Below are 21626 nucleotides of genomic sequence, written 5' to 3' on the forward strand. Positions count from 1 at the left end.
TGAGACTTGTCCAGACCCATGCCGCTGTCCCATATTCACTTTTACAGCCGCAAGCGCTTCGACGTCTGGCGTGATCTCGAAAAGCTCGGCCCGGACGATATCGCAGCCGGGCAGGCCCGGTTCCGCTCCGGTGTCGATGTGTGGGTGGTTCAGACCTATCTGTATGTCGCTGCGGCGTTGCGCGAACGTGGCCTTGTCGTCACCGCCGGGCCTCAGGTGCCGCGCGATGCAATCATCGTGGCTCACCGCGACGACCTGAATCGATTCTTCGGCGGACTGCACCGCAGCTTCATCGTCGGCGTGCGCGCCGATCGCTCGCCGGTGACGGTGGCCGATATCGAAATCCTGCAGAACGACCTCGAAGTGAGCGCTGCGTATCAGCGCTACATTCCGTTGTGGCCCCAGCCCGGACTATTGCGACGCGATGCCGCGCGGGCCGCGCGCGTTCAACGGCTGGCATATTTCGGACGCGTGGATTCATTGCCTCCGTGGATGAGGAGCGACGCGTTCCTCGGTGAACTGGCGAAGCTCGAAATCGAATTCGACATTCGTGGCGTGGCGTGGAACGACTACCGCGACATCGACGTCGTGCTCGCGCATCGCATCGAAGCGCCGAGCATGCTGGCACAGAAGCCGGCCACGAAACTCTACAACGCGTGGCTGGCGGGTGTGCCGGCCTTGCTGGCGCCGGAGCCGGCGTACCAGAAACTGCGCCAGTCGCCGTTCGACTATCTCGAAGTGCAGGGGCCGGAGGATGTCATCGCGGCGCTGACTCGCATCAAGAATGAGCCGGGCCTGTATGCGGCGATGCGCGCGCAATGCGACGCACGTGCGCCGGAATTCAGCATCGAGCGCATTGCGCAGATGTGGCTGACGGTACTTGGCGAAGCGGTGGAGCACTATCCAGCCTGGCGCGCCGGGCGTGCGTCGTTCGCCGCGTGGCCCGACTACGTTCGACGCCTGATGCAGCAAAAGCGCGAGGCGGCGGACTTCCGCCAGCGCATCGACCGCGAACTCGCCGCCATCGACGCGCCCGCGCCTGTGCGGCAGTAGATCCGCCTCGGGCGATGCGGCGCGGTGCCGTCAAAGCCCCGCGCCGTGGGGCCTCCTGCCGGTGCTCGCCGCTGCGGGCGATTTTCCTCGTGGAGTGCTGTGGTCATTCGTCCTACAGTTCTGGTGTGGCGTTTGCTTCAGAATCAGGCAGACACCAACAAACCTCGAGGGCCACTGCTCTGATCGATGGCCGATGAGTCGTCGGCCGGCACGCGCAACGCGTACCGGTATGCGGTGAGGCACATCCCTCGGGAACAATGCGCCGTGTGGACACCCACGCGGATTCGCGTGAGGGCCGATCTGCAATGAACCATGCTCGATCCCGCGGGCGCACTGCGCTCCGTTCGTCAATCGTGTTGCGCGTCCGTTCCACCCATCGCCATCCGGCGGCGCGAGGAGGCCGCGCATGAATACGCTGCGCCTGCAACTGCGCTTCATCATTCCGCTGCTGATCGCGCTCGCCATCACGGCTTATGTGACGGTGCCGCTGGTCGACCGGCTGACGCTGCGATGGTCGTTGCGCGACCTGGATACCCGTTCGCACCTGATCGCATCCACACTCGACGACACCCTGGTCGATTCGCTGGCCTACAACGATCTGCCGCGCGCCGAGCAGTCCTTCGCCCGCGTCTTGCAGGACGAACGCATTCTGGCGCTCGGTCTGTGCGACCGCAATGGTTCGCTGGTGGTGCATACGCAGAGCTTTCCCGACGAAGTGAAATGCCCGGACCCGGCCGATCCCACGTCGCGGGCCGCTCACCTGCTCAAGCTCCCGCGCGGTTCGGTGCACGTGACGACGACCGCCGTCGGCGGACTGGTACCCCCTATCGGCACGCTGGTGCTGGTGCACGACGTGAGCTACGCGGAAAAGCGCAGCGAGGATACGCGCAAGTACTTCATTGGTCTGTTCATCGGGCTGGGCGCGATGATCGCGCTGATCACCATGATCATCGCGCAGTTGTCCTGGCGCGGCTGGGTGGCCGGCGCGCGCGCGATCCTGCGCGGTGAAGGGCTGTTGCGGCCCATCGAGGCGCCAATGCCGGAACTGCGCCCGCTGGCCCATGACATGCGGATGATGCTGCGCGAACTCGACGATGAGCGCCGCGCGCGCGAAGAACTCTCCGATAACCAGTGGCAGCCGCAACGCCTGCGCAAGCTGCTGCACGAAGAGCTGCGCGGCGATGAGGTCATCGTGGTGTCGAATCGCGAGCCGTACATTCACGAGGACACGCCCGACGGCATCGTCGTGCGTCGTCCGGCCAGCGGGCTGGTGACGGCCGTGGAGCCGGTCATGCGCGCCTGTTCCGGCACGTGGATCGCACATGGCAGCGGCTCGGCCGACCGCAAGGTGGTCGACCGCAACGATTGCGTGCCGGTGCCGCCGGACAAGCCGGCATACAAGCTCAAGCGCGTGTGGCTGACCGAGGCGGACGAGGCCGGCTATTACTACGGGTTCGCAAACGAAGGACTGTGGCCACTGTGCCACGTGGCGCACGTGCGCCCCGTGTTTCGCATCGGAGACTGGGAACGCTACCGCGCGGTCAACCAGCGATTTGCCGATGCCGTGGTCGCGGCGGCGCGCACCGACGATCCCGTGGTGCTGGTGCAGGACTACCACTTTGCGTTGCTGCCCAAGATGGTGCGCGAGAAATTGCCGCGCGCAACGATCATCACCTTCTGGCACATCCCCTGGCCGAACCCGGAATCGTTCGGCATCTGCCCGTGGCGCAAGGAGTTGCTCGAAGGGATGCTCGGCAGCACGATCCTGGGCTTCCACACGCGCTATCACTGCAAGAATTTCCTCGAGACGGTGGATCGCTTCCTGGAGGCGCGCATCGAGCACGAGCACACCACGGTGACCTACGGCGGCCGCGACACGCTCGTCAAGAGCTATCCGATCTCGATCCACTGGCCGACGGCAGAAGAAACCGCCGTCGTCCCACCCATTGCCGCCTGCCGTGCCGAATTGCGCGAACGGCTGGGCGTGGCGCCGGAGCATTGCGTTGCCATCGGCGTGGATCGGTTCGATTACACCAAGGGCATCCTGGAGCGCGTCAACGCGGTCGAGCGCATGCTGGAAAAGCACCCGTCGATGGTCGGGCGTTTTTCGCTCGTGCAGATCGCCGCGCCCACGCGCAGCTCGCTGGACGAGTACCGCATCTTCCGCGAGCGCCTGCAGGCACGGGTCGAAGCGGTCAATGCGCGTTTCGGCTTTGGACGCTACCTGCCGATCCATCTGCTGTCTTCGCATCACGAGCCCGACACATTGGTGCGCTATTACCGCGGTGCGGATGCCTGCGTGGTGACGAGCCTGCACGACGGCATGAATCTTGTTTCAAAGGAGTTCATCGCGGCCCGCGACGATGAGCAGGGCGTGCTGGTGCTGAGCCAGTTCGCTGGCGCGGCGCATGAACTCCTGGAGGCGCTCATCGTCAATCCCTATCACGTCGAAGAGACGGCCGACGCGTTGTATCGCGCGCTGACCATGCCTGCGGCAGAGCAGGGGGAGCGCATGCGCAGCCTGCGCTACGTGGTGCGCGAGTACAACGTCTATCGCTGGGCCGGACGCATGCTCATCGACGCGGCGCGCTTCCGCCGCCGTGGCCGCATCGAACAGCGGCTGCAGGGCGGCGATCGACAGTGAGGCGAGCACGGAAAAGAGAGGAGTCGTTGTGCGTTACCTGTTGTCACCCTCCGGGCAGGAGGCCTTGTATGCGTTGCTCAGACAGCGGCCGCTGCTGGCTTTCGATTTCGACGGCACGCTTGCGCCGATCGTGCCTTTGCCGGACGACGCGCATGCCTCGACCGCCGTGGCCACGGCCATGAGCCGGCTGTCGCAACTGGCACCCGTGGCGGTGGTTACCGGGCGCGCGGTGGCGGACGTGCGCTCGCGCCTTGGTTTCGTGCCCGGCTACATTGTCGGGAACCATGGCGCCGAAGGGCTGACTGAAGAGGCTGGGGACTGGGCGCGCTCCATCGAGCGGCAGGTGGCGCAGTGGCACATGCAGATCGAAACCTGGCGCCTGCCGCCGGGTGTGCTGGTGGAGGACAAGCGGCGCTCCATCACGCTGCACTACCGCCTGGCAAGCGATCGCGGCGCGGCACAGGCCTTGCTGGGCGACCTCGCGCGCACGCTCAATCCGGTGCCGCAGATCATCGGCGGCAAGTGCGTGGTGAATCTGCTGCCTGCCGAGGCGCCCAACAAGTATGACGCCGTGGTTGAACTGGCCCGGCGCGCTGAGGCGGGGAGCGTCATGTTCCTGGGCGATGACGACACCGACGAGATCGTCTTCCGCCACGCACACCCGGGCTGGCTGACCTGCCGCATTGAGCGGCGCGAAGACTCCGCTGCGCGCTTTTACCTGAATGCGCAGAGCGAGGTCGCCGGCCTCATCCAGTTCATCGAGCGCGCCATGCGCTAGCCGCATCGCGCAGCGCACCGGGGCGGCAGGCCGCCCGCGCTATCCAAGGAAAGGACCCCCTGCCATGTGGAAAACCCTCTCGGCGATCTATCACGACAATGCGGCCGAGCAACTGCTCGTCGCGCTCGGCGTGACGCTGGTGCTCTACCTCGTACTGACCGGCGTGCGCGGTATCCTCGCAGGCCGCCTGCAAGCCTGGGCCGATCGCACGTCGCGCCGGTGGGACGACATTTTCGCGACGCTCGTGCGGGCAACGCATGGTGTATCGATCTTCGCCATCTCGCTTCTCATCGGGCTGCGTTCGCTGGACATGCCCGACAACGCCGGCACCCTGGTCGAACGGGCGATGGTCCTGGTGCTGCTGTTGCAGGTGGGCCGCTGGGGCAGTGCCGCCGTGGCCGCGTGGCTGGATCACCGGCTCACGCATGGCGAAGCCTCGCAGGACGGCAAGACGGTGATGAATCTCGGCATCGTCGCCTTCGGCCTGAGGCTGTTGCTGTGGGTAGTGCTGGTGCTGATGATCCTCGACAACCTGGGCGTCAACATCACCGCGCTGGTGGCAAGCCTTGGTATCGGCGGCGTGGCGGTGGCGCTGGCGGTGCAGAACATCCTCGGCGATCTGTTCGCGTCGCTGTCCATTGCGCTCGACAAGCCGTTCGTGGTGGGCGACTTCATCATCGTCGACGACATGATGGGGACGGTAAAACACATCGGCATGAAGACCACGCGCATTCAGAGCCTGTTCGGCGAGGAGCTGATTTTCTCGAATGCCGATCTGCTCAAGAGCCGCATACGCAACTACAAGGCCATGCAGCAGCGTCGCGTGGTGTTCAATTTCAGCGTCGCCTTCAGCACGCCGGTCGACAAACTGCGGCGCATCACCGAGGCCGTGCGCGAGGCGATCAACCAGCATGGCGACAGGGTGAGGGTGGACCGCGTGCACTTCCAGGCGATCGGCTCGGGCGGGTTGGCGTTCGAGGTGGTGTATTACGTGATGAGCGGCGACTACAACCAGTACATGGACATCCAGCAGGACATCAATTTCAGCATCATCGAGCGGTTCGCCGCGGAGCACATCGAGTTCGCCTTCCCTACGCAGACCCTGCATATTGCATCGGTGGCGTCGTCGGACGACGAAGAAGGGTACGGCGTGCGCGGACCCGGCCGGACGGAACTTCCGCGGGGAAGAAAGCCGAACTAGCCGGCGATACGCCTCGCATGCCCCGTCAGACCGTCGCCAGTCTTTCCTCGGCGTCCTCCTGCTGCTGCAGCGCCCACATCTGCGCGTAACTGCCGGATAGCGCGAGCAGTTCGGCGTGCGTGCCGCGCTCCACCACCCGTCCGGCCTCCATGACGAGAATCTCGTCGGCGTTCATCACCGTCGACAGACGATGGGCGATCACCAGAGCGGTCCGCCCCACGGCGGCTGCTTCCAGTTGTGCCTGGATGGCCTTTTCGGTGCGCGAGTCGAGTGCCGATGTCGCTTCATCGAAGATCAGCACCGAAGGATTCTTGAGCAGGGCACGCGCGATGGCGACGCGTTGCTTCTCGCCCCCCGACAGCTTGAGGCCGCGCTCGCCTACCCGCGTAGCGTAACCGTCCGGCAGTTGCGCGACGAATTCATGCAGTTGCGCCGCGCGCGCGGCGGCGAAGACTTCTTCTTCGCTTGCGCTCGGGCGACCGTAATGGATGTTGTAGTAGAGCGTGTCGTTGAACAGCACCGTGTCCTGCGGAACGATGCCGATGGCTCGGCGCAGGCTCGACTGGCGCAGGCGACGCACATCCAGGCCGTTCAGCGTGATGCCGCCGTCGACGACGTCGTAGAAGCGGAACAGCAGGCGTGCAAGCGTTGATTTGCCTCCGCCCGAATGGCCCACGACGGCCACCGTGCGGCCCGGCGCGATGGTAAAGCTCACGTCGTGCAGCACGGGGCGGCGAGGGTCGTAGGCAAAACTCACGTTCTCGAAGGCCAGGGTCACCGGGCCCGGCGGCAGGTCGACTGCGTCCGGCGCGTCTTCGACTTCGCGCTGCGTGCCCAGCAGGCCGAACATGCGTTCGATATCGATCAGCGCCTGACGGATCTCGCGGTAGATCACGCCGAGGAAGTTGAGCGGCACGTATAGCTGGATCATGAACGCGTTGACCAGCACGATGTCGCCGATGGTCATCTCGCCGCTCTCCACGCCGCTCGCCGCGCGCCACATCATGGCGGCGATGCCGGTGGCAATGATCAGCGCCTGCCCCGCGTTGAGGGCCGACAGCGAATACTGGTTGCGCACCTGGGCGTGGATGTAGGCATGCATCTGTTCGTCATAGCGACGGGTCTCGAATGCCTCGTTGTTGAAATACTTGACCGTCTCGTAGTTGAGCAGGCTGTCGATGGCGCGCGAGTTGGCGGCTGAATCCAGCTCGTTGGCCTGCCTGCGCAGCACGCTGCGCCAGTTCGTCACCAGCACCGTGAACAGGATGTACGCGATCAGCGTGACGAAGGTGATCAGTGCGAACACCGGTCTGTAGTTGCGCAGGAGGATGCCCATGACCAGGGCGATCTCGACCAGCGTGGGCAGGATGCTGTAGATGGCGAAGCTGATCAGCGAGCCGATGGACCGCGTGCCGCGCTCGATGTCGCGCGACAGGCCGCCGGTCTGGCGCTCGAGGTGAAAGCGCAGGCTCAGCGCATGCAGATGCTGGAACACCGCCAGCGCGATGGCGCGCACGGCTTCCTGCGTCACCCGGGCGAAGAGGATTTCGCGCAGCTCGGCGAAGGCCGAGCTGGCAAAGCGCAGCGCGCCGTAGGCCACCAGCAGCGCTGCCGGCACGACGACGACGGCCTGCTGGGGCGTGACGGTGAGCGCATCGACCACGTGCTTGAAGACGATCGGCACGGTGACGTTGGCGACCTTGGCCGCGATCAGGAACACAAACGCCAGGGCGACGCGGCCGCGCCAGCGCCACAGGTAGGGCAGCAGGCCGCGCAGCGTCGACCACGGATGAAGCTCGCCCGGCGCGGGCGGGGGCAGGGAAGAGTGACGTCTCATGCCTACATTCTAGCGGCGAGTGCTGCTCCACATTTACTGATGGTGTCGGACAAGTCTCGGTGAAGGGCGCCTGTTCTTGATGAGATATTCAGCGTATCTCGGAACGCAGGCGGATGTTTCCTACGCATGGCGCGCCTGAGCGCTAAGACAAGCAAGCGCCCTTGCCCAACCTCAATGCCTTTTGTCGCCCGCCCATACAGGCTTGCCGCCGAGTCTTAGCGGCTCGCTCCGACACGCGCTCATCGCGCGCGTGGGGCTCCACATGACAAGAGGAAAACACATATGAAACTCACCACGAGAATGTTCGCCGAAGTCTTCGGCACGTTCTGGCTCGTCCTCGGCGGCTGCGGCAGCGCCGTGCTGGCCGCAGGCTTTCCGCAACTGGGCATCGGTTTCGTCGGCGTGTCACTGGCCTTCGGCCTGACGGTGCTGACCATGGCCTACGCGATCGGCCACATTTCGGGCTGCCACCTGAACCCGGCCGTGACCGTCGGCCTGGCTACCTGCGGCCGCTTCAGCTGGCGCGACGTCGTGCCCTACATCGTTGCGCAACTGGTCGGCGCCATCGCCGCCGCCGCCGTGCTGGCTTTCATCGCCCAGGGCAAGGAAGGCTTCGACCTGGTCGCCAGCGGCTTCGCCGCCAACGGCTTCGGCGCGCATTCGCCCGGTGGCTTCGCGATGGGCGCAGCGTTCGTCGCCGAACTGGTGCTGACCGGCATGTTCCTGTTCGTGATCCTGGGTGCTACCGATCGCCGCGCGCCGGCAGGCTTCGCACCGATCGCCATCGGCCTGTGCCTGACGCTGATCCACCTCATCAGCATTCCGGTCACCAACACCTCGGTGAACCCGGCGCGTTCGACCAGTCAGGCCCTCTTCGTGCAGGGTTGGGCGCTCGACCAGTTGTGGCTGTTCTGGGTTGCCCCGCTGATTGGCGCGATGATCGCCGGCCTGATCTACAAGTGCTTCTTCGAAGCCCGTCAGTAATGCTGGCGTAATCGCACGGGTGGGCGTTGCGACGCTCGCCTGTGCGGCACGTGCTCAGCGCAGCAAACCCTGCCGCGCGTGCCAGTCGTGCAGTGATTCTTCCGGCCACAGCGCGCAATGCCTGTGGCCGCGTCCTTTTGGCACATCCACCCACGGCGCGGCGTACGCCAGCGCTGCTTCCACCACTTCCGGCGGCCGGGGCAGCGGTGTGTCGATGGCCGACGCGTGCGGATGCACCAGTTCCGGCCAGCGCGGATCCCACAGCCACAGCGCGCTGCCGCACTTGAGGCAGAAGTGGCGCTGCGCCGGCGACCTTCGGGCGCGTTGCCCTTCTTCTCGCATCACCGCGTGGTAGATGCCGATGTGCTTGCGTCCGCGTACCTTGAGCGTGCCCGCATCGCCCCCCAGGTTGATCGCATAGCCGCCGCCCCCCGCTGTCTTGCGGCAGATCGAGCAATGACAGTGCATGAACGGGTAGGGGGAGTCCGATTCCAGGCTGAAGTGGACCGCGCCACAGTGGCAGGAGCCTTCCAGGTGCATGCTTGATTCTCCCGCGTCAGCGCTGCTCGGCGACCGGCTCGTCGACGATGCCGGCGAGGGGGTCTTCCTCGCCGGTGGCGTCGTCTTCGTTGATGGGCGCCGGCGGCGATGCCGCCGGTTCATTGACGAGCCCGGCGTAGGTGTCTTCTTCGCCCGTCGGTTCGGTCGCCTCGGTGCCATCCAGCGGACCCGCGGCGGCGATGACGCTTGCCCGCGCCTTGAGCGCTTCGACCGCGCCGTCCGGCATCGTGCGACGCCATGCGCGCAACGCCTCCGCCACGCTCCATGCCTGCGCGATCGTGCCGCGCGGCGTAAACGGCGGGTCGGCGTCGAAGATCTCGCTGATGCTGCCGATGCCTGCCTCGCCCAGATGCGTCGCCAGTCGCGCCAGCATGTGGCGCGCTTCGGCGCGCGTGGCGGCGGAGTCTCCGCGCACCAGCAGCCAGGCGTCGACATACGGGCCCAGCAGCCATGGCCATACCGTGCCCTGGTGATAGGCTGAATCCCGCTCGCGCAGCGTGCCTTCGTAGTGGCCGTGGTAATCCGGATCGTCGGGGGCGAGCGTGCGCAGGCCGTACGGCGTGAGCAGTTCTCGCGTGACGGTTTCGAAGACGGCGCTCCAACGCTCGGTGTCGAGCACGCTGTGCGGCAGCGACAGTGCCAGGATCTGGTTCGGACGCACGCGCGCTTCGTCGCCGTCGGGACCGTCGATCACGTCCAGCAGGCAATTGGCCGCCTCGTTCCAGAAGCGTCTGTTGAAGGATTCGCGCACGCGCTCGGCCGTCCCCCGGTAGTAGCTGCCGTCGCTTCCCAACTGGTCGGCCCAGGCCGCCATGCAGCGCAGCGCGTTGTACCACAGAGCCTGGATTTCGACCGGCTTGCCGCGCCGCGGCGTGATGACGTCGCCATCCACTTTGGCGTCCATCCAGGTGAGCTGGTAGCCCTCCGCGGAAGCGCGCAGCAGCCCGTCGTCCGGGTCCGCGCCGATGCCGAAGTGCGTGCCGCGCAGGTGATGGCCGATGATCGATTGCAGAGTGGGGAACACTTCGCTCAACAGACGCACGTCGCGCGTGTAGGCGAGGTAGCGGTCGATCGCGTGGAAGAACCATAGCGTGGCGTCTGCCGTGTGATAGCGCGCCTGGCGCTCGCCTTCGGGGAACAGGTTCGGCAGCAGGCCGTCTTTTACGTAGCTGGCAAAGGTGCGCAGGATCGCGCGCGCTTCGCGCAGGCGGCGCGTGCACAAGGTGAGCCCTTCGAAGGAGATCATCGTGTCGCGGCCCCAGTCGTTGAACCAGTGGTAGCCGGCCATCACGGAGCGCACATCCGAGCCGCCCGCCGCCGCGAGCAGGGTTTCATCGCGCCTGCTGCCGGGGGAGACGATGAACTGATCGGCCGCCATGACCAGGTGCTGCGCGAAGACGTCGTCGCCCACGCCAGCGAGGCCGACCAGTTGCGTCAGCCTGGCCTGTTCGGCCGCGAACAGCGCGGACGGATTGATGGACATCGTCTCCCAGTGTTCGGTGCTGAACAGCAGGGAGGCTTCGCGATCCATCGACAACTCGAAGTCGTAATAGCCGGGACTGTGCTGATGTTCGAAGTGGTCGTAGCCACGATCGCGCTCGACGGCGAAGAGTACGTTGTAGTCGATCTGCCGTTCGGCGTGGAAGGGCACCGCCGGCGTCGATGCAATGCGCACCGTCATGCCCGCAGTGGTGCGCAGTTCTACGCGCTCGCCTGTCATGTGCAGCGCAAACGGCCAGCTTTCGTCGCGCGGCACTGGCTCATTGAGCCGGCGCGCGGCACCGAATACCCGTACGCGCAACGACACGGGCGGACCCGCGAGCACGCGATAGCGCACGCAACTCGTATTGAGCCCCTGCGGCATGACGATGGACTTTTCGAGCAATGTCTCGCCGATTTCGAACAGCCACACCGGCGTCATTGCATCGAGGCGGAATTCGCGCAGGAAGTGCGCCACGTCCGAGGTCGTGTGGCGATCGCGGAATTCGGCGCCCGAAAGATCGGCGCTCAGCGTTTCCGTGCTTACCCTTTCGTCCAGCCGCGAGATGCACACGAAACGTCCGGTCGGCTCTGTGAGATTGGGCACGAATACGCCGTGGTAATGCCGCGTCGGCACCCCCAGCAATGAGCCCGAGGCGTAGCCGCCCAGTCCGTTGGTGGTCAGCCACTCCCGCTCGCGCAGGGCCTGGGGCGCCGTGCCCGGGGTCCAGCGCAGGGTGATCGGTGAAAGTGCCATCGTCCCCGCCTCCGCTCTGCGTTGTCACGCCTGCGCCGATCCGGTCGGCGCGATGCGTGATCTTCAGAATAGGACGCGCGGGGGCGAAATGTTGTAGCCGAAACGACGACAGCGTGCTTACTTGCGCAGCAGCCGCAGGCTGTTGCCCACCACGATGAGGCTCGCGCCCACATCTGCGAACACGGCCATCCATAGTGTGCCGATGCCCGCGACGGTCAGCGCGAGGAACACCGCTTTGATGCCGATGGCGAAGGCAATGTTCTGCGTCAGGATGCGGCGGGTGTCGCGCGCCAACTGGAGGAAGGCAGGAATCTTGCGCAGGTCGTTGTCCATCAGCGCCACGTCGGCGGTTTCCATCGCCGTTCCGGTGGCGGCGCCCATGGCGAATCCGACGTCTGCGCTGGCCAATGCCGGCGCATCGTTGATGCCGTCGCCCACCATGCCGGTGGGGCCCGCTTCGCGCAGCGCCGCGATGGCGGTGAGTTTGTCCTGTGGCAGCAGTTCGCCACGCGCATCGTCGATGCCCACTCGCTGCGCGATGGCGGCCACTGCCCCGGTCGAGTCGCCGCTCAGCATGCACGTATGAATGTCCATGGCATGCAGCGCAGCGATCGCCTCGGGTGCTTCGGCGCGCACGCTGTCGGCGATCAGGAAGAGGCCGAGTGCGGCGTGCTCGTCCGCGAGTACGACGAACGAAGCTCCAGTCGCCGGCAGCGTGGCGATGTGCTCGTCCAGTTCTTCCGACCCCAGGCCGAGCTCATCCATCAGCCGCGCGTTGCCCAGACGATAGATGCGGCCTCCGATGCGTCCTTCCACGCCACGCCCCGGCAGCGCACGGAAGTCGCTGACCTCGCTCGGTGCCACGCCTTGCCCGCTGGCGTGGCGGGCGATCGCCAGCGAAACGGGGTGGTCCGAGCGCGCGGCGAGACTGGCCGCCGTCGCCTGCGCGAAGCCGACGTCGACGTCGCCGAGGGTGAGCAGCGACGTCTGGGCCGGTTCGCCGCGCGTGACCGTGCCGGTCTTGTCCAGCGCCAGCATGCGCAGGCTTGCTGCGCGTTCGAGATATGCCCCGCCCTTCACCAGCACGCCCCGGCGGGCCGCAGCGGTGAGTGCGCTGACAATGCTCACCGGCGTGGAGATGACCAGCGCGCAGGGACAGGCGATGACCAACAGCACCAGCGCGCGATAGACCCAGTCGAGCCATTCGCCGCCCATCGTCATTGGCGGCACCACTGCCACCAGCAGGGCCAGCGCGCACACCACGGGCGTGTAGATGCGCGCGAAGCGATCGACGAAGCGCTGCGTGGGGGCCCGCTCGCTCTGTGCCTTTTCGACGGCGTGGATGATGCGTGCCAGCGTGGTGTCGTTCGACAGCGCGGTGGTGACGAACGCGAACGCACCGTCCAGATTGATGGTGCCGGCGAAGACGCAATCGCCCACGACCTTGTCGACCGGCAGGCTCTCGCCCGTGATCGGTGCCTGGTTCACCGACGAGCGGCCTTCCACCAAGGTGCCGTCGAGCGCGATACGCTCGCCCGGCCGTACGCGTACGCGCGCACCGATGCCGACTTCCGATGCGCGTTGCTCCACCCATTGCCCGTCTGCGGTCTGCACCGTCACGCGATCGGGCGCGAGTGCCACGAGCTCGCCGATGGCGCGGCGTGCACGATCCAGCGAGCGCGCTTCGATCAGCTCGGCGATGGTGAACAACACCATCACCATCGCTGCTTCGGGCCACTGGCCGATGACCAGCGCGCCGGTCACGGCGATGCTCATCAGGGCATTGATATTGAGTGCGCCGTGGCGGACGGCGATCCAGCCCTTGCGGAAGGTGCCGCTGCCGCACGCCATGATGGCCGCGATGGCGAGACCGGCCGATACCCATTCCGCTGCGCCGAACCAGTGCGTCGCTTCGGATGCGATCGCCATGGCACCCGCCAGCCAGATGGCCCGCGATGCACGGGGCGGTGACGGCATGTCGGTGATGGCATCGCCGTGTGCTGCAACGGGGGTGAAACCCAGTTCGCGGATGGCGCCGAGGATCGTATCGAGCGTGCCGTCGTCGTGGCGCACCGTCAGTACGCGCCCGACGAGGTTGAACGACAAGCCGCGCACGCCTTTCATGCGCCCGAGGCGATCGCGCAGCAGTTGTTCTTCGACGGGGCAGTCCATCTGGTCGATGCGCAGCGCCGTCTGCACGCCACCTTCGCCGTCCGGCTCGGCAATGTTCACGGACAATGGCGCGGCGCTGCATCCACAACCGCCGCAGCAGGGCGTCACCGTCTGCGCGGGTACGGGTTCGTCATGCGCGTGATCGCGGTGGTGATCGTGATCGTGCGGCGATTCAGGACGTTCGAGGTGAGGGTGCGGGTGATTCATTTCTAGACCTGCCACTGTACGTATGCTGTAGTTAAAACCTTGGAGCAACTACAGGGTCAAGCCATTATGAAGATCGGTGAACTGGCGCGTGCCGCGCAGTGCACGGTCGACACCGTGCGTTATTACGAACGCGAAGGTCTTCTCCCCGCGCCTTCGCGTACGGACAGCAACTACAGGCAATACGGGCCGGCCCACGTGGAGCGCCTGCGCTTCATCCGCAATTGCCGCGCGCTGGACATGGCGCACGAGGAAATCCGCGCCTTGCTGCAGTACTCGGATCAGGCGGGCAGCGATTGCAGCGGCGTCAACGCCCTGGTGGATGAGCACATCGCGCATGTGGATGTGCGCATACGCGAGCTCGAACAGTTGCGGGGGGATCTGATCGCGCTGCGGGCGCGGTGCGCGCATGACAGCGACGTGGGGTCATGCGGGATTCTGCAGGAGTTGTCGCATCGCGAGACGGACGGGCGGCCGCCAAAGCACACGCATCTGGGGTAACGGCCAGGCGCGCATGCGCATGTGGTGCCGAGAGGTCCACGAAACAACGGGCATGCCAAAGGCATGCCCGTTGTCGTCAGGGCCGGGAAATCAACCGTTCGTAACCGGAGCTACGAATGCGATCAACTTGCCGAGATTGCTGACGAAGTTGCTCGTCGAAATCCCCTGCGGCCGATCTTTCTTGACGTAGGGCGAGACCAGCGGCGGGTCTTGCGGATCGTAGGGCGAAGTGTCGTAGATGTCGCCCACGTGCTTGCTCATGTACTCCGTGCCGGTGTAGGCCGCGGTCGGGCCGTCGCCGCGATACGGATTGGTGACGGACGAGATCGCGGTGAGCCAGTAGTTCTTGTCGCCCAGGCTCGTGACCAGTGCCGCGGCCGCGTCCGCCGTCACCGTGGGCGTGGTCATCACCGCTCCGTCGAAGAGGTCCGGGAAGTCCACCTCGCGGATCGAGAAGTACTTGGGCAGCGCGCGGACGGCGGTGGTCTTGAGCGGCGAGCCTTTCACCATGTCGGCGATCTGCGCGTCGGTCATGGCGTTGTACTTGTCGTACGTCTTTTGCAGCGCGGCCACGTCCACGTTGCGCCCGGCCGAGTAGTGGCTGGGTGTGCCGCGCATGTCCTTGTCGACGTAGTACGCGCCGTTGTGGATGTTCGATCCATAGCGATGCACGTAGCGCGCTTCGTTGGTGCCCAGTTCGACGAAGGTCGGGTGTGTGCGCCCCGCGAGAAGCGGGTTGACGGTGGCGGCGTTGGCGGGCAGGCGGCAGGTTTCCAGCCAGGCGATGGCTTCCGGCACACGGGCGAGATACTTGCGATCGCCGGTGATGAGGAAGTAATTGAACAATTGCTGCACGTTGGTCTGGGTGGTGTGCGTGGCCAATCCGCGCGGCTCATAGCTGCGTGCGGCAGCCGGAGCGCCGGCGGGGCGGCCGTTGGTATCCACCGACAGATGCTGCAGCCCCCAGCCGGCCTGCGGCGCCGGTTGCTGCAGGCGGCGCAGGCACTCCATGGCGCGCTCCACCGGCGCGATGAGGTCGGTGCGGCCGAGCCCGATCACGCATAACAGCAGGAACTTGATGTTCTCGCCCGCGACGTCGTCGTTGAAGGTGACGAAGCGCGTGTAGTCGCCGTCTTCCATGCCGCTGAAGGCGCCTGCCGGCAATTGCTGCGGATTGGGCGGATTCATGGCCGCGATCGCGCCATCGTAGACGGGCCAGCGCTGCGGCCAGCCGCCATCGGCCACGCCGCCGGAGAACTGCGACTTGACGACGAAATCGATAGCGCGGTTGAGCGGCGCCAGGAAGCGCTCGTCTTTCTTTTCCAGGTACATGCGCAGCATGAACTGCGATGCGACCGCCGTGCCGGCGTCATCGAAGGTGGCGTTGCCGTAGTAGTGCTGGAACTCTTCGAGCCGCCAGCCGTTGCTGCCGACGGTTTCGTACCAGTGCTTGAGCGAGTCTTCGCCGGCAAAGTCGTAGATGTAGTTCCATCCCCCGGCCGGGTGCTGCGCTTCGATCAGCGCCAGCCCGGTGCGCAGCGCGGCGTTGTAGAACAGTTCGTCGCCGGTGGCATGGTAGGCGTCGAGAATGGCGTGGCCGGCGGTCGGCGTGCCGGGCGGCTGGATCCAGCACATCGTGCGCTTGGCCTCCATTTCGCCCCAGGTGGTGGTGAGGTCCGGCAGATAGGCCCAGACGTAGCCGCCGCGGTACGAGACGGTCTGGTCCATGTAATTGACGGCCCGCTTCATGGCGTCGATGGCGGCGACGTGCGCCGCATCGACCGATGAAGACGAACTGCTGCTCGAGCTGCCGATGGAAGAACTGCTGCTCGATGTGCCGCCGTCGCCGTTCCCGTCGTCATCGTCGTCGCCGCAGCCCGCGGCCGTCAGTGCGATAGGGGCCAGCATCGACGAAACAAGGAATCTTCTGCGCTTCATGAATCTCTCCTTTGTGTGACACCACATTGAACGCGACTGCCCAGGGTGCGCCGCGCGTTATGTCCCCGCAGCCGCGATGGCCGCGTAGTGCATCGGGTCGCTCGGCCGGTCAGGCGTGCAACCACGTGATGTGATCGGTACAGAAAGAGGTGAAGAGGTGCTACGAACGCCGAGGGGGACACGCGTGACGCGATTCCCGGTATGGCGTGTAAAGATTTGTCAGCGAATTATACGCGTTGTCAAACAACTTGCATCGGTACAAATGGAATGCCCGACGAGGGAAGGGCGCACGCGGCGGTCGGAACGATCCGACGCGGCGGACGCCGCGCCGTGAGGGAGATTCAATGCAGCGATTCGACCGACTGGGCTGGATCGAGCTGCGCGCGCAGGAAGTCGCAGGCGTCAGCCAGCATGTCGGGCGTGATGTTGTGGCCGGTCGGGTATTCGCGGAAGCCCATCATGACGTGTAGGTCGGCGAACAACTCGCGCGCGGCATAGCCCTCGCTGACCGGAACCACATCGTCCTGCGTGCCGTGCTGGATCAGCAGCCGCAAGTGGGAGAGCGAATCCTGCGGTGCCGCCAGGCGGGCGATTTCGGGGAGTACGCGGCCGGCCACGGCCACCACGCCACGCAGCTTTTGCGGCGCGGTCAGCGCCAGCGCCAGCGCCATCATCGCGCCCTGGCTGAAGCCCATCAGATAGACCTGGCGCGGGTCGGCGCCGAAGGCCATGGCGGCGTTGTTGATCTCCTGGATGAGCATCTTGCGTGAGGCTTCCAGCTCCTGCTGATCGATGACGCGGCCGCTCGGTGTTTCGCTGCGGTCGAACCAGCGGTAGTAGCCCGGCGCCATTTCGAACGGCGCACGCAGCGACAGCACCAGAAAGCGTTCGTCGAAGTGCGGCGCCAGGGCGAAGAGATCTTCTTCGTTGCTGCCGAGCCCATGCAGCAGGATCAGTAAGGGAGGGCGGTGCGTCGTGTCGCCGATGGGGCGACGGACAAGGTACGTCAGGTTCATCGAGAAGCTCCGGCGGGCGAGGGCTTGTGCATTGAGTAGTGCGGCAACCGCAGGCTGATGACGAAACTGATCACCACCAGCACGGCACAGCCAAGATAGGCGTGATGCACGCCGGTGACCAGCCCCTGTTCGATCTGGTGGACCAGTCCGGCCACGTCGAAGCCGAGCTTGTCGGCGAGCTGGCCCAGCAACTGGCGGTCTTCGTCGCGAATCAGCACCTGCGGAGTCTGCAGCAGCTCAACCACCTGCGGATCGGTGATCGCGCGGGCCGACATGGCGCGGGCGGCCTCGTGCGTGAAGGTGAGATTCACCGCTGCGGCGCCGGCGCTGGTGCCGATCATGCTGCCCAGCATGCGCATGGTCTGGATCAGCGCGGACGCTGAGCCGAGGTCCTTGCGTTCGACGCAGGCCTGGATCTGCAAGGTCAGATTGGGCAACTGGAAGCCCAGCGACAGGCCGCAGATTCCGAAGGCCGTCATGAGCAGCCAGCGGGGCGTGTCAGTATCCACGAAGACCAGCGCGATGCAGCCTACGAACAGCAGCGCCAGGCCGTAGCTCAGCAAGCGTTCGGGATTCTTCATGCGGGTCATCAGCCGGCCATTGGTGATGCTGCCCACGGTCACGCACACCAGCAGCGGCGTGAGCGTGACGCCGGCCGTGTTGGGCGACATGCCGAAGCCGCCCTGCAGCATGAGCGGCGAGTAGAACACCAGCCCGAACATCACCAGCCCTGTCAGGACGGCGAGCACCGTAAGCCGCCGCACGCCAGCGCGCGCGAACATGCCCATGGGAATGACGGGCGCGTTCGAGTGATATTGGTGTCGCACGAACGTTACCGCCAGCACGCCGGTCGCGATGATGAGCCCGATGAACCAGATGTTGGCGAAGCCCGCCGACTGGCCTCTTTCAGTGCCCAGCAGCAATGTGGCGATGGCCAGTGCCAGCAGCACGGCACCCAGCCAGTCGACTGAACGGTTGCCGAAGTGATGCACGATGCGCGGCAGGAATCGCCACACCATCGGAAAGGCCAGCAAAGCCACCGGCAGGTTGATGTAGAAGACGCTGCGCCAGCCCGCATGCTCGGTGAGCCAGCCGCCCAGCGCCGGCCCGACCGCCGAGGCGATGCCGAAGGTGGCGGACATCATGGCTTGCCAGCGTACGCGCTGCACGCGCTCGGGGAACAGGTCGGTCACGCAGGCAAAGGCCACGCCGGTCAGCATGCCGCCGCCGATGCCCTGCAGCCCGCGCGCGAGCACCAGTTGCATCATCGTCTGCGAGGCGCCGCACAGGGCCGAGGCCAGGGTGAATAACACCACCGATACGAGCACGAAGGGTTTGCGCCCGTACAGATCGCCGAGCCGGCCGATGATGGGAATCAGCACGGCGTTGGTCATGAGATAGGACGAGGCGATCCATGGATACAGGTCGTAGCCCTGCAGTTCGGCAACGATGCGGGGCATCGCCGTGCCGACTACGGTGGAGTCGAGTGCCACGAGCATGATGACGAGGCAGATGCCGACCATCGCCCAGAGCGATTCGGCAAAGGTGCGCTGCTTGCTGGTTGCTGTCATAGAGGGTGTGGGGCGTTTTTGTGTCTGGACTCACCCGTGCGTGGCGGGTGTCGTTTCGGGCCGCTCGATCACGGCGTCGAGCAGGCGTATGGCCTGCATGACCAGCGCCTGCTCATCGGGCGCAAGCCGTTCGAGCACATGGCTGGCGTGCCGATCGATCTCGGTGCGCAGCATGCGCGCCCGCGCATCGCCCGCGGCGGTGAGTGTGAGGTTGAATGCGCGCCGGTCTTTCTGGCTTTGCGTGCGCTCCACCCAGCCGTGTTCGACGAGCTTGTCGATGGCGCGGCTGACCCAGCTCTTCTCAAGACTGAGCTTGCGGCCCAGTTCCACCTGCGACAGGGCGCCGTGCCGCAGCAGGATCAAAAGCATGCGGGACTGCGTGAGAGGGCCGTGCTGGACAAGCAGGCGACGCTGTTCGATATCGAAGAACAGCATCGTCTGCCGCAGCAATTCGGCATCGGACAAACTGGCCATGGGGAGAAGCGATTGTGCCTGCGAAGGCCGCAATGCTAGTCTAGTTGGTTGCGTTTAGCAACTATTTGCGAGACATCGGCCGTGTGGACGGGAGATCATTGCGTCGGCCCGCGCCAGACCGCCTCCACCGCCTGGATCATGGCCGTTTCGGCACGCTCCGGGTTGTTGCCGTTGACCATCATGACGAAAACCTGCCAGCGGTTGCGGGAATCCAGTACGTAGCCTGCGGCGCTCATCACGTTGTTGAGCGAACCCGTCTTGAGATACGCCCGACCGGCCGAACCCTGGTTGGCGAAGCGCCGGCGCGCCGTCCCGTCGATGCCGGCCACCGGCAAGGAGGCGACGAATTCGGGCATGCGCGGGCTGCGCCACGCCGTGCGCAGCAGCGAGGCCAATCCTTCGGCGCTGATCCGCTCCGTACGCGACAGGCCGGCGCCGTTCTCCAGCACCAGACCCGGCAGCAGCAAGGATTGGCGGGCCAGCCAGTCGCGCATGAATTGCTCGGACGCCGCGTTGCTCGCTGCGCCGTTGCCATCGCGTCGCCCCAGTGTCAGATATAGCTGGCGCGCCATGACGTTGTTGGAAAACTTGTTGATGTCGCGCACCACATCGGCCAGCGGCGGTGACTGCCAGTTTGCCAGCCGCACTGCATCGGCCGGCACGCTGCCTTCGCGCACCTTGCCCGACCACGTGCCGCCCAGCCCTTGCCACAGATCGCGGAATACGCCGCCCGCCATGCGCAGGCCGTCCTGCACCGTCAGGTGCAACAGGCGTTCGCCGCAACTGGCCGCGATCTGGCCGCTCAGCGTCAGCCGCAGGCCAGCGCCATCGGCATCGAGCTGTTGCTTGATGCCGCCGCGCCAGTCCGGGCATGCCCCGGCCACGGTACGCACGCTGCTGTCGATGGTCAGCGGCGAGTAGGGCGTGACCGATGTCGCCAGCATGGGTGTGCCCGCCGTGCCCGGCGAAAGGCGGATGCTGATGGCTTTGAAATTCACCAGCAACGCATCGGGCGTGGCGTTGTAGGCGCGCAGCGGCTGGTCGTCGAAATCCGCTCCCGCGGGCGGCTCTGCGGCGAACAGACTGCGGTCGATGACGAGATCGCCCTGGATGTCGCGCAGGCCGCGACTGCGCAGTTCGCGCAGCAATTGTTCGAGCCGGTCCCAGGTCAGCGACGGATCGCCGCTGCCGCGCAGGATGACGTCGCCGCGCAAGGTGCCATTGACGATTGGCGCGCTCACGAAGGCGTCGGTCGACCATGTATACGACGGGCCCAGGGTGTCGAGCGCGGCGAATGTGGTCAGTGTTTTCATGACCGAAGCCGGATTGAACGGCGTGCCGGCGTTGTGTTGCCACGTGGCCTGGCCGCCGTCGGCGGGGCCGCTCCAGAACGCGACTTCGCTGGTCGGCACGCGAGCCTGCTGCAGCGCTTGCGCAACGGCGCGCGGGAGTTCGGCGTGCGCGGCCGAGTGGACGAACGCGAAGGCCAGCACGGTGCCGCAGACGCGGATGGCAAGGCGAGAGATCGATGCAGGACGCATGGGTTCAGTTTGCGATGAGCGCCTCGAAGGCAAGCGCCGCGGCGCTCACCGGGCGGCGTGGCAGGCGCAGGCGATGCAGCATGCGCGTGATGCGGTCTTCCGGCAGGTTCAGCGCGACCACCCGGCCGACGGCCAAGGCGTCGCGCACGCAGATCAGCGGCACCATGCCGATGCCGGTTCCGGCGGCGACCATTTCGACGATACCTTCGTTGCTGCCGACTTCGAGCTGACGATGTGGTCCGATGTCGCGCTCGGCCAGCGCGCGTTCGACCACCTCGCGGCTGCCCGAGCCGCGCTCGCGCATGATCCACATCGGCTCGCCCAGTACCGCGGCGTCGAGCTTCGGGCGGCGGCCGAGTGGAGACGACTTGGCCGCGATGATGACCATTTCTTCTTCTTGCCACGGGCGGACTTCGAGCCGCTCGTCGCGCACCGGGCCTTCGACCAGCGCGACATCCACGGCGCAATCGAGCAGCCATTGCGCCACGTGCTGCGTGTTGCCGGACATGAGCTGCAACTGGATGGCGGGGTACTGGCGCGAGAACTCGGCCACGTACTTGGGCAGCCAGTAGGCGGCGATGGTGGTGCTGGCGCCGATGGTGAGCTTGCCGCGATCGAGCGCGTAGAAGGCCTGCACCGCTTCAGTCGCGGCGCGCTCCATCGAGAAGATGCTGCGCGCGTACTCGTAGAGCACCTTGCCGGGTTCCGATAGCTGGAATTGTCGGCCGCCCCGATCGAGCAGCACGACTTCGAGTTGCGATTCGAGTTCGCGCACGGCCTTGGACACGGCCGGCTGGCTGACTTCGAGCGCCTCGGCGGCGCGCGAGAAACTCTGTTGTTCGACGACGGTGGCGAAGATGCGCAGGAGATGAAGGTTCAAGATGGCCGGTGACGCGAAAGGTTGATCGGGGCTGC

16 protein-coding genes are annotated in these 21626 nt (G+C 65.8%); 6 read left to right on the forward strand and 10 right to left on the reverse strand.

What is annotated here, in order from left to right:
* Positions 1 to 18 precede the first annotated feature (18 nt).
* The 4 genes from ACDA63_RS05405 (at position 19) to ACDA63_RS05420 (ending at position 5676) form a co-directional block, all read left to right on the forward strand.
* Entirely contained in the window at positions 19 to 1053 is a 1035-nt protein-coding gene (locus ACDA63_RS05405) for a glycosyltransferase (protein WP_373662177.1), read from the forward strand.
* 406 nt (positions 1054 to 1459) lie between these two features.
* Entirely contained in the window at positions 1460 to 3697 is a 2238-nt protein-coding gene (locus ACDA63_RS05410) for a trehalose-6-phosphate synthase (protein ID WP_373662178.1), read from the forward strand.
* Positions 3698 to 3725: 28 nt separating this feature from the next.
* Positions 3726 to 4475, forward strand: coding sequence for a trehalose-phosphatase (gene otsB / locus ACDA63_RS05415; protein ID WP_373662179.1), 750 nt, complete (start codon positions 3726 to 3728; stop codon positions 4473 to 4475).
* A 64-nt stretch (positions 4476 to 4539) separates the two neighbouring features.
* The gene (locus ACDA63_RS05420; RefSeq protein WP_373662180.1) at positions 4540 to 5676 is read left to right on the forward strand and encodes a mechanosensitive ion channel family protein; all 1137 of its coding nucleotides are present in this window, start codon (positions 4540 to 4542) and stop codon (positions 5674 to 5676) included.
* Positions 5677 to 5701: 25 nt separating this feature from the next.
* On the opposite strand, the gene ACDA63_RS05425 is transcribed toward ACDA63_RS05420, so the two are convergent.
* Positions 5702 to 7513, reverse strand: a complete 1812-nt coding sequence (locus ACDA63_RS05425) for an ABC transporter ATP-binding protein/permease (protein WP_373662181.1) — start codon at positions 7511 to 7513, stop codon at positions 5702 to 5704.
* A gap of 282 nt (positions 7514 to 7795) precedes the next feature.
* Between ACDA63_RS05425 and aqpZ the strand changes: the two genes are divergently transcribed.
* The gene (gene aqpZ, locus ACDA63_RS05430; protein ID WP_373662183.1) at positions 7796 to 8497 is read left to right on the forward strand and encodes an aquaporin Z; all 702 of its coding nucleotides are present in this window, start codon (positions 7796 to 7798) and stop codon (positions 8495 to 8497) included.
* A 54-nt stretch (positions 8498 to 8551) separates the two neighbouring features.
* Here aqpZ and ACDA63_RS05435 read toward each other — a convergent pair whose 3' ends face one another.
* The 3 genes from ACDA63_RS05435 to ACDA63_RS05445 all read right to left on the reverse strand — a co-directional run bounded on the left by ACDA63_RS05435 (position 8552) and on the right by ACDA63_RS05445 (position 13673).
* Positions 8552 to 9037, reverse strand: coding sequence for a GFA family protein (locus ACDA63_RS05435; RefSeq protein WP_373662185.1), 486 nt, complete (start codon positions 9035 to 9037; stop codon positions 8552 to 8554).
* Positions 9038 to 9053: 16 nt separating this feature from the next.
* Positions 9054 to 11294, reverse strand: a complete 2241-nt coding sequence (locus ACDA63_RS05440) for an amylo-alpha-1,6-glucosidase (protein WP_373662186.1) — start codon at positions 11292 to 11294, stop codon at positions 9054 to 9056.
* Between the two features lie 117 nt (positions 11295 to 11411).
* The gene (locus ACDA63_RS05445) at positions 11412 to 13673 is read right to left on the reverse strand and encodes a heavy metal translocating P-type ATPase (RefSeq protein ID WP_373662187.1); all 2262 of its coding nucleotides are present in this window, start codon (positions 13671 to 13673) and stop codon (positions 11412 to 11414) included.
* 66 nt (positions 13674 to 13739) lie between these two features.
* Here ACDA63_RS05445 and cadR point away from each other — a divergent pair, with 66 nt between their 5' ends.
* Entirely contained in the window at positions 13740 to 14171 is a 432-nt protein-coding gene (gene cadR, locus ACDA63_RS05450) for a Cd(II)/Pb(II)-responsive transcriptional regulator (protein ID WP_373662188.1), read from the forward strand.
* A gap of 90 nt (positions 14172 to 14261) precedes the next feature.
* On the opposite strand, the gene ACDA63_RS05455 is transcribed toward cadR, so the two are convergent.
* The 6 genes from ACDA63_RS05455 to ACDA63_RS05480 all read right to left on the reverse strand — a co-directional run bounded on the left by ACDA63_RS05455 (position 14262) and on the right by ACDA63_RS05480 (position 21591).
* Positions 14262 to 16109, reverse strand: coding sequence for a pectate lyase (locus ACDA63_RS05455; protein ID WP_373662189.1), 1848 nt, complete (start codon positions 16107 to 16109; stop codon positions 14262 to 14264).
* A 341-nt stretch (positions 16110 to 16450) separates the two neighbouring features.
* Complete coding sequence (locus ACDA63_RS05460; protein WP_373662190.1) at positions 16451 to 17125, reverse strand: alpha/beta hydrolase; 675 nt, start codon at positions 17123 to 17125, stop codon at positions 16451 to 16453.
* A complete protein-coding gene (locus ACDA63_RS05465; RefSeq protein ID WP_373662191.1) occupies positions 17122 to 18696 on the reverse strand; it encodes an MDR family MFS transporter in 1575 nt (524 codons plus the stop codon). The genes ACDA63_RS05460 and ACDA63_RS05465 overlap by 4 nt, the downstream gene beginning before the upstream one ends.
* A gap of 30 nt (positions 18697 to 18726) precedes the next feature.
* Positions 18727 to 19170 carry a MarR family winged helix-turn-helix transcriptional regulator gene (locus tag ACDA63_RS05470; RefSeq protein ID WP_373662192.1) on the reverse strand — a complete coding sequence of 148 codons (444 nt, stop codon included), beginning with the start codon at positions 19168 to 19170 and terminating at the stop codon, positions 18727 to 18729.
* A gap of 95 nt (positions 19171 to 19265) precedes the next feature.
* The gene (gene dacB / locus ACDA63_RS05475) at positions 19266 to 20711 is read right to left on the reverse strand and encodes a D-alanyl-D-alanine carboxypeptidase/D-alanyl-D-alanine-endopeptidase (RefSeq protein WP_373662193.1); all 1446 of its coding nucleotides are present in this window, start codon (positions 20709 to 20711) and stop codon (positions 19266 to 19268) included.
* Between the two features lie 4 nt (positions 20712 to 20715).
* Positions 20716 to 21591 carry a LysR substrate-binding domain-containing protein gene (locus tag ACDA63_RS05480; protein ID WP_373662194.1) on the reverse strand — a complete coding sequence of 292 codons (876 nt, stop codon included), beginning with the start codon at positions 21589 to 21591 and terminating at the stop codon, positions 20716 to 20718.
* Positions 21592 to 21626: the final 35 nt, after the last annotated feature.

It is taken from the genome of Uliginosibacterium sp. sgz301328 (assembly GCF_041807905.1).
Classification (GTDB): domain Bacteria; phylum Pseudomonadota; class Gammaproteobacteria; order Burkholderiales; family Rhodocyclaceae; genus JBGVSA01.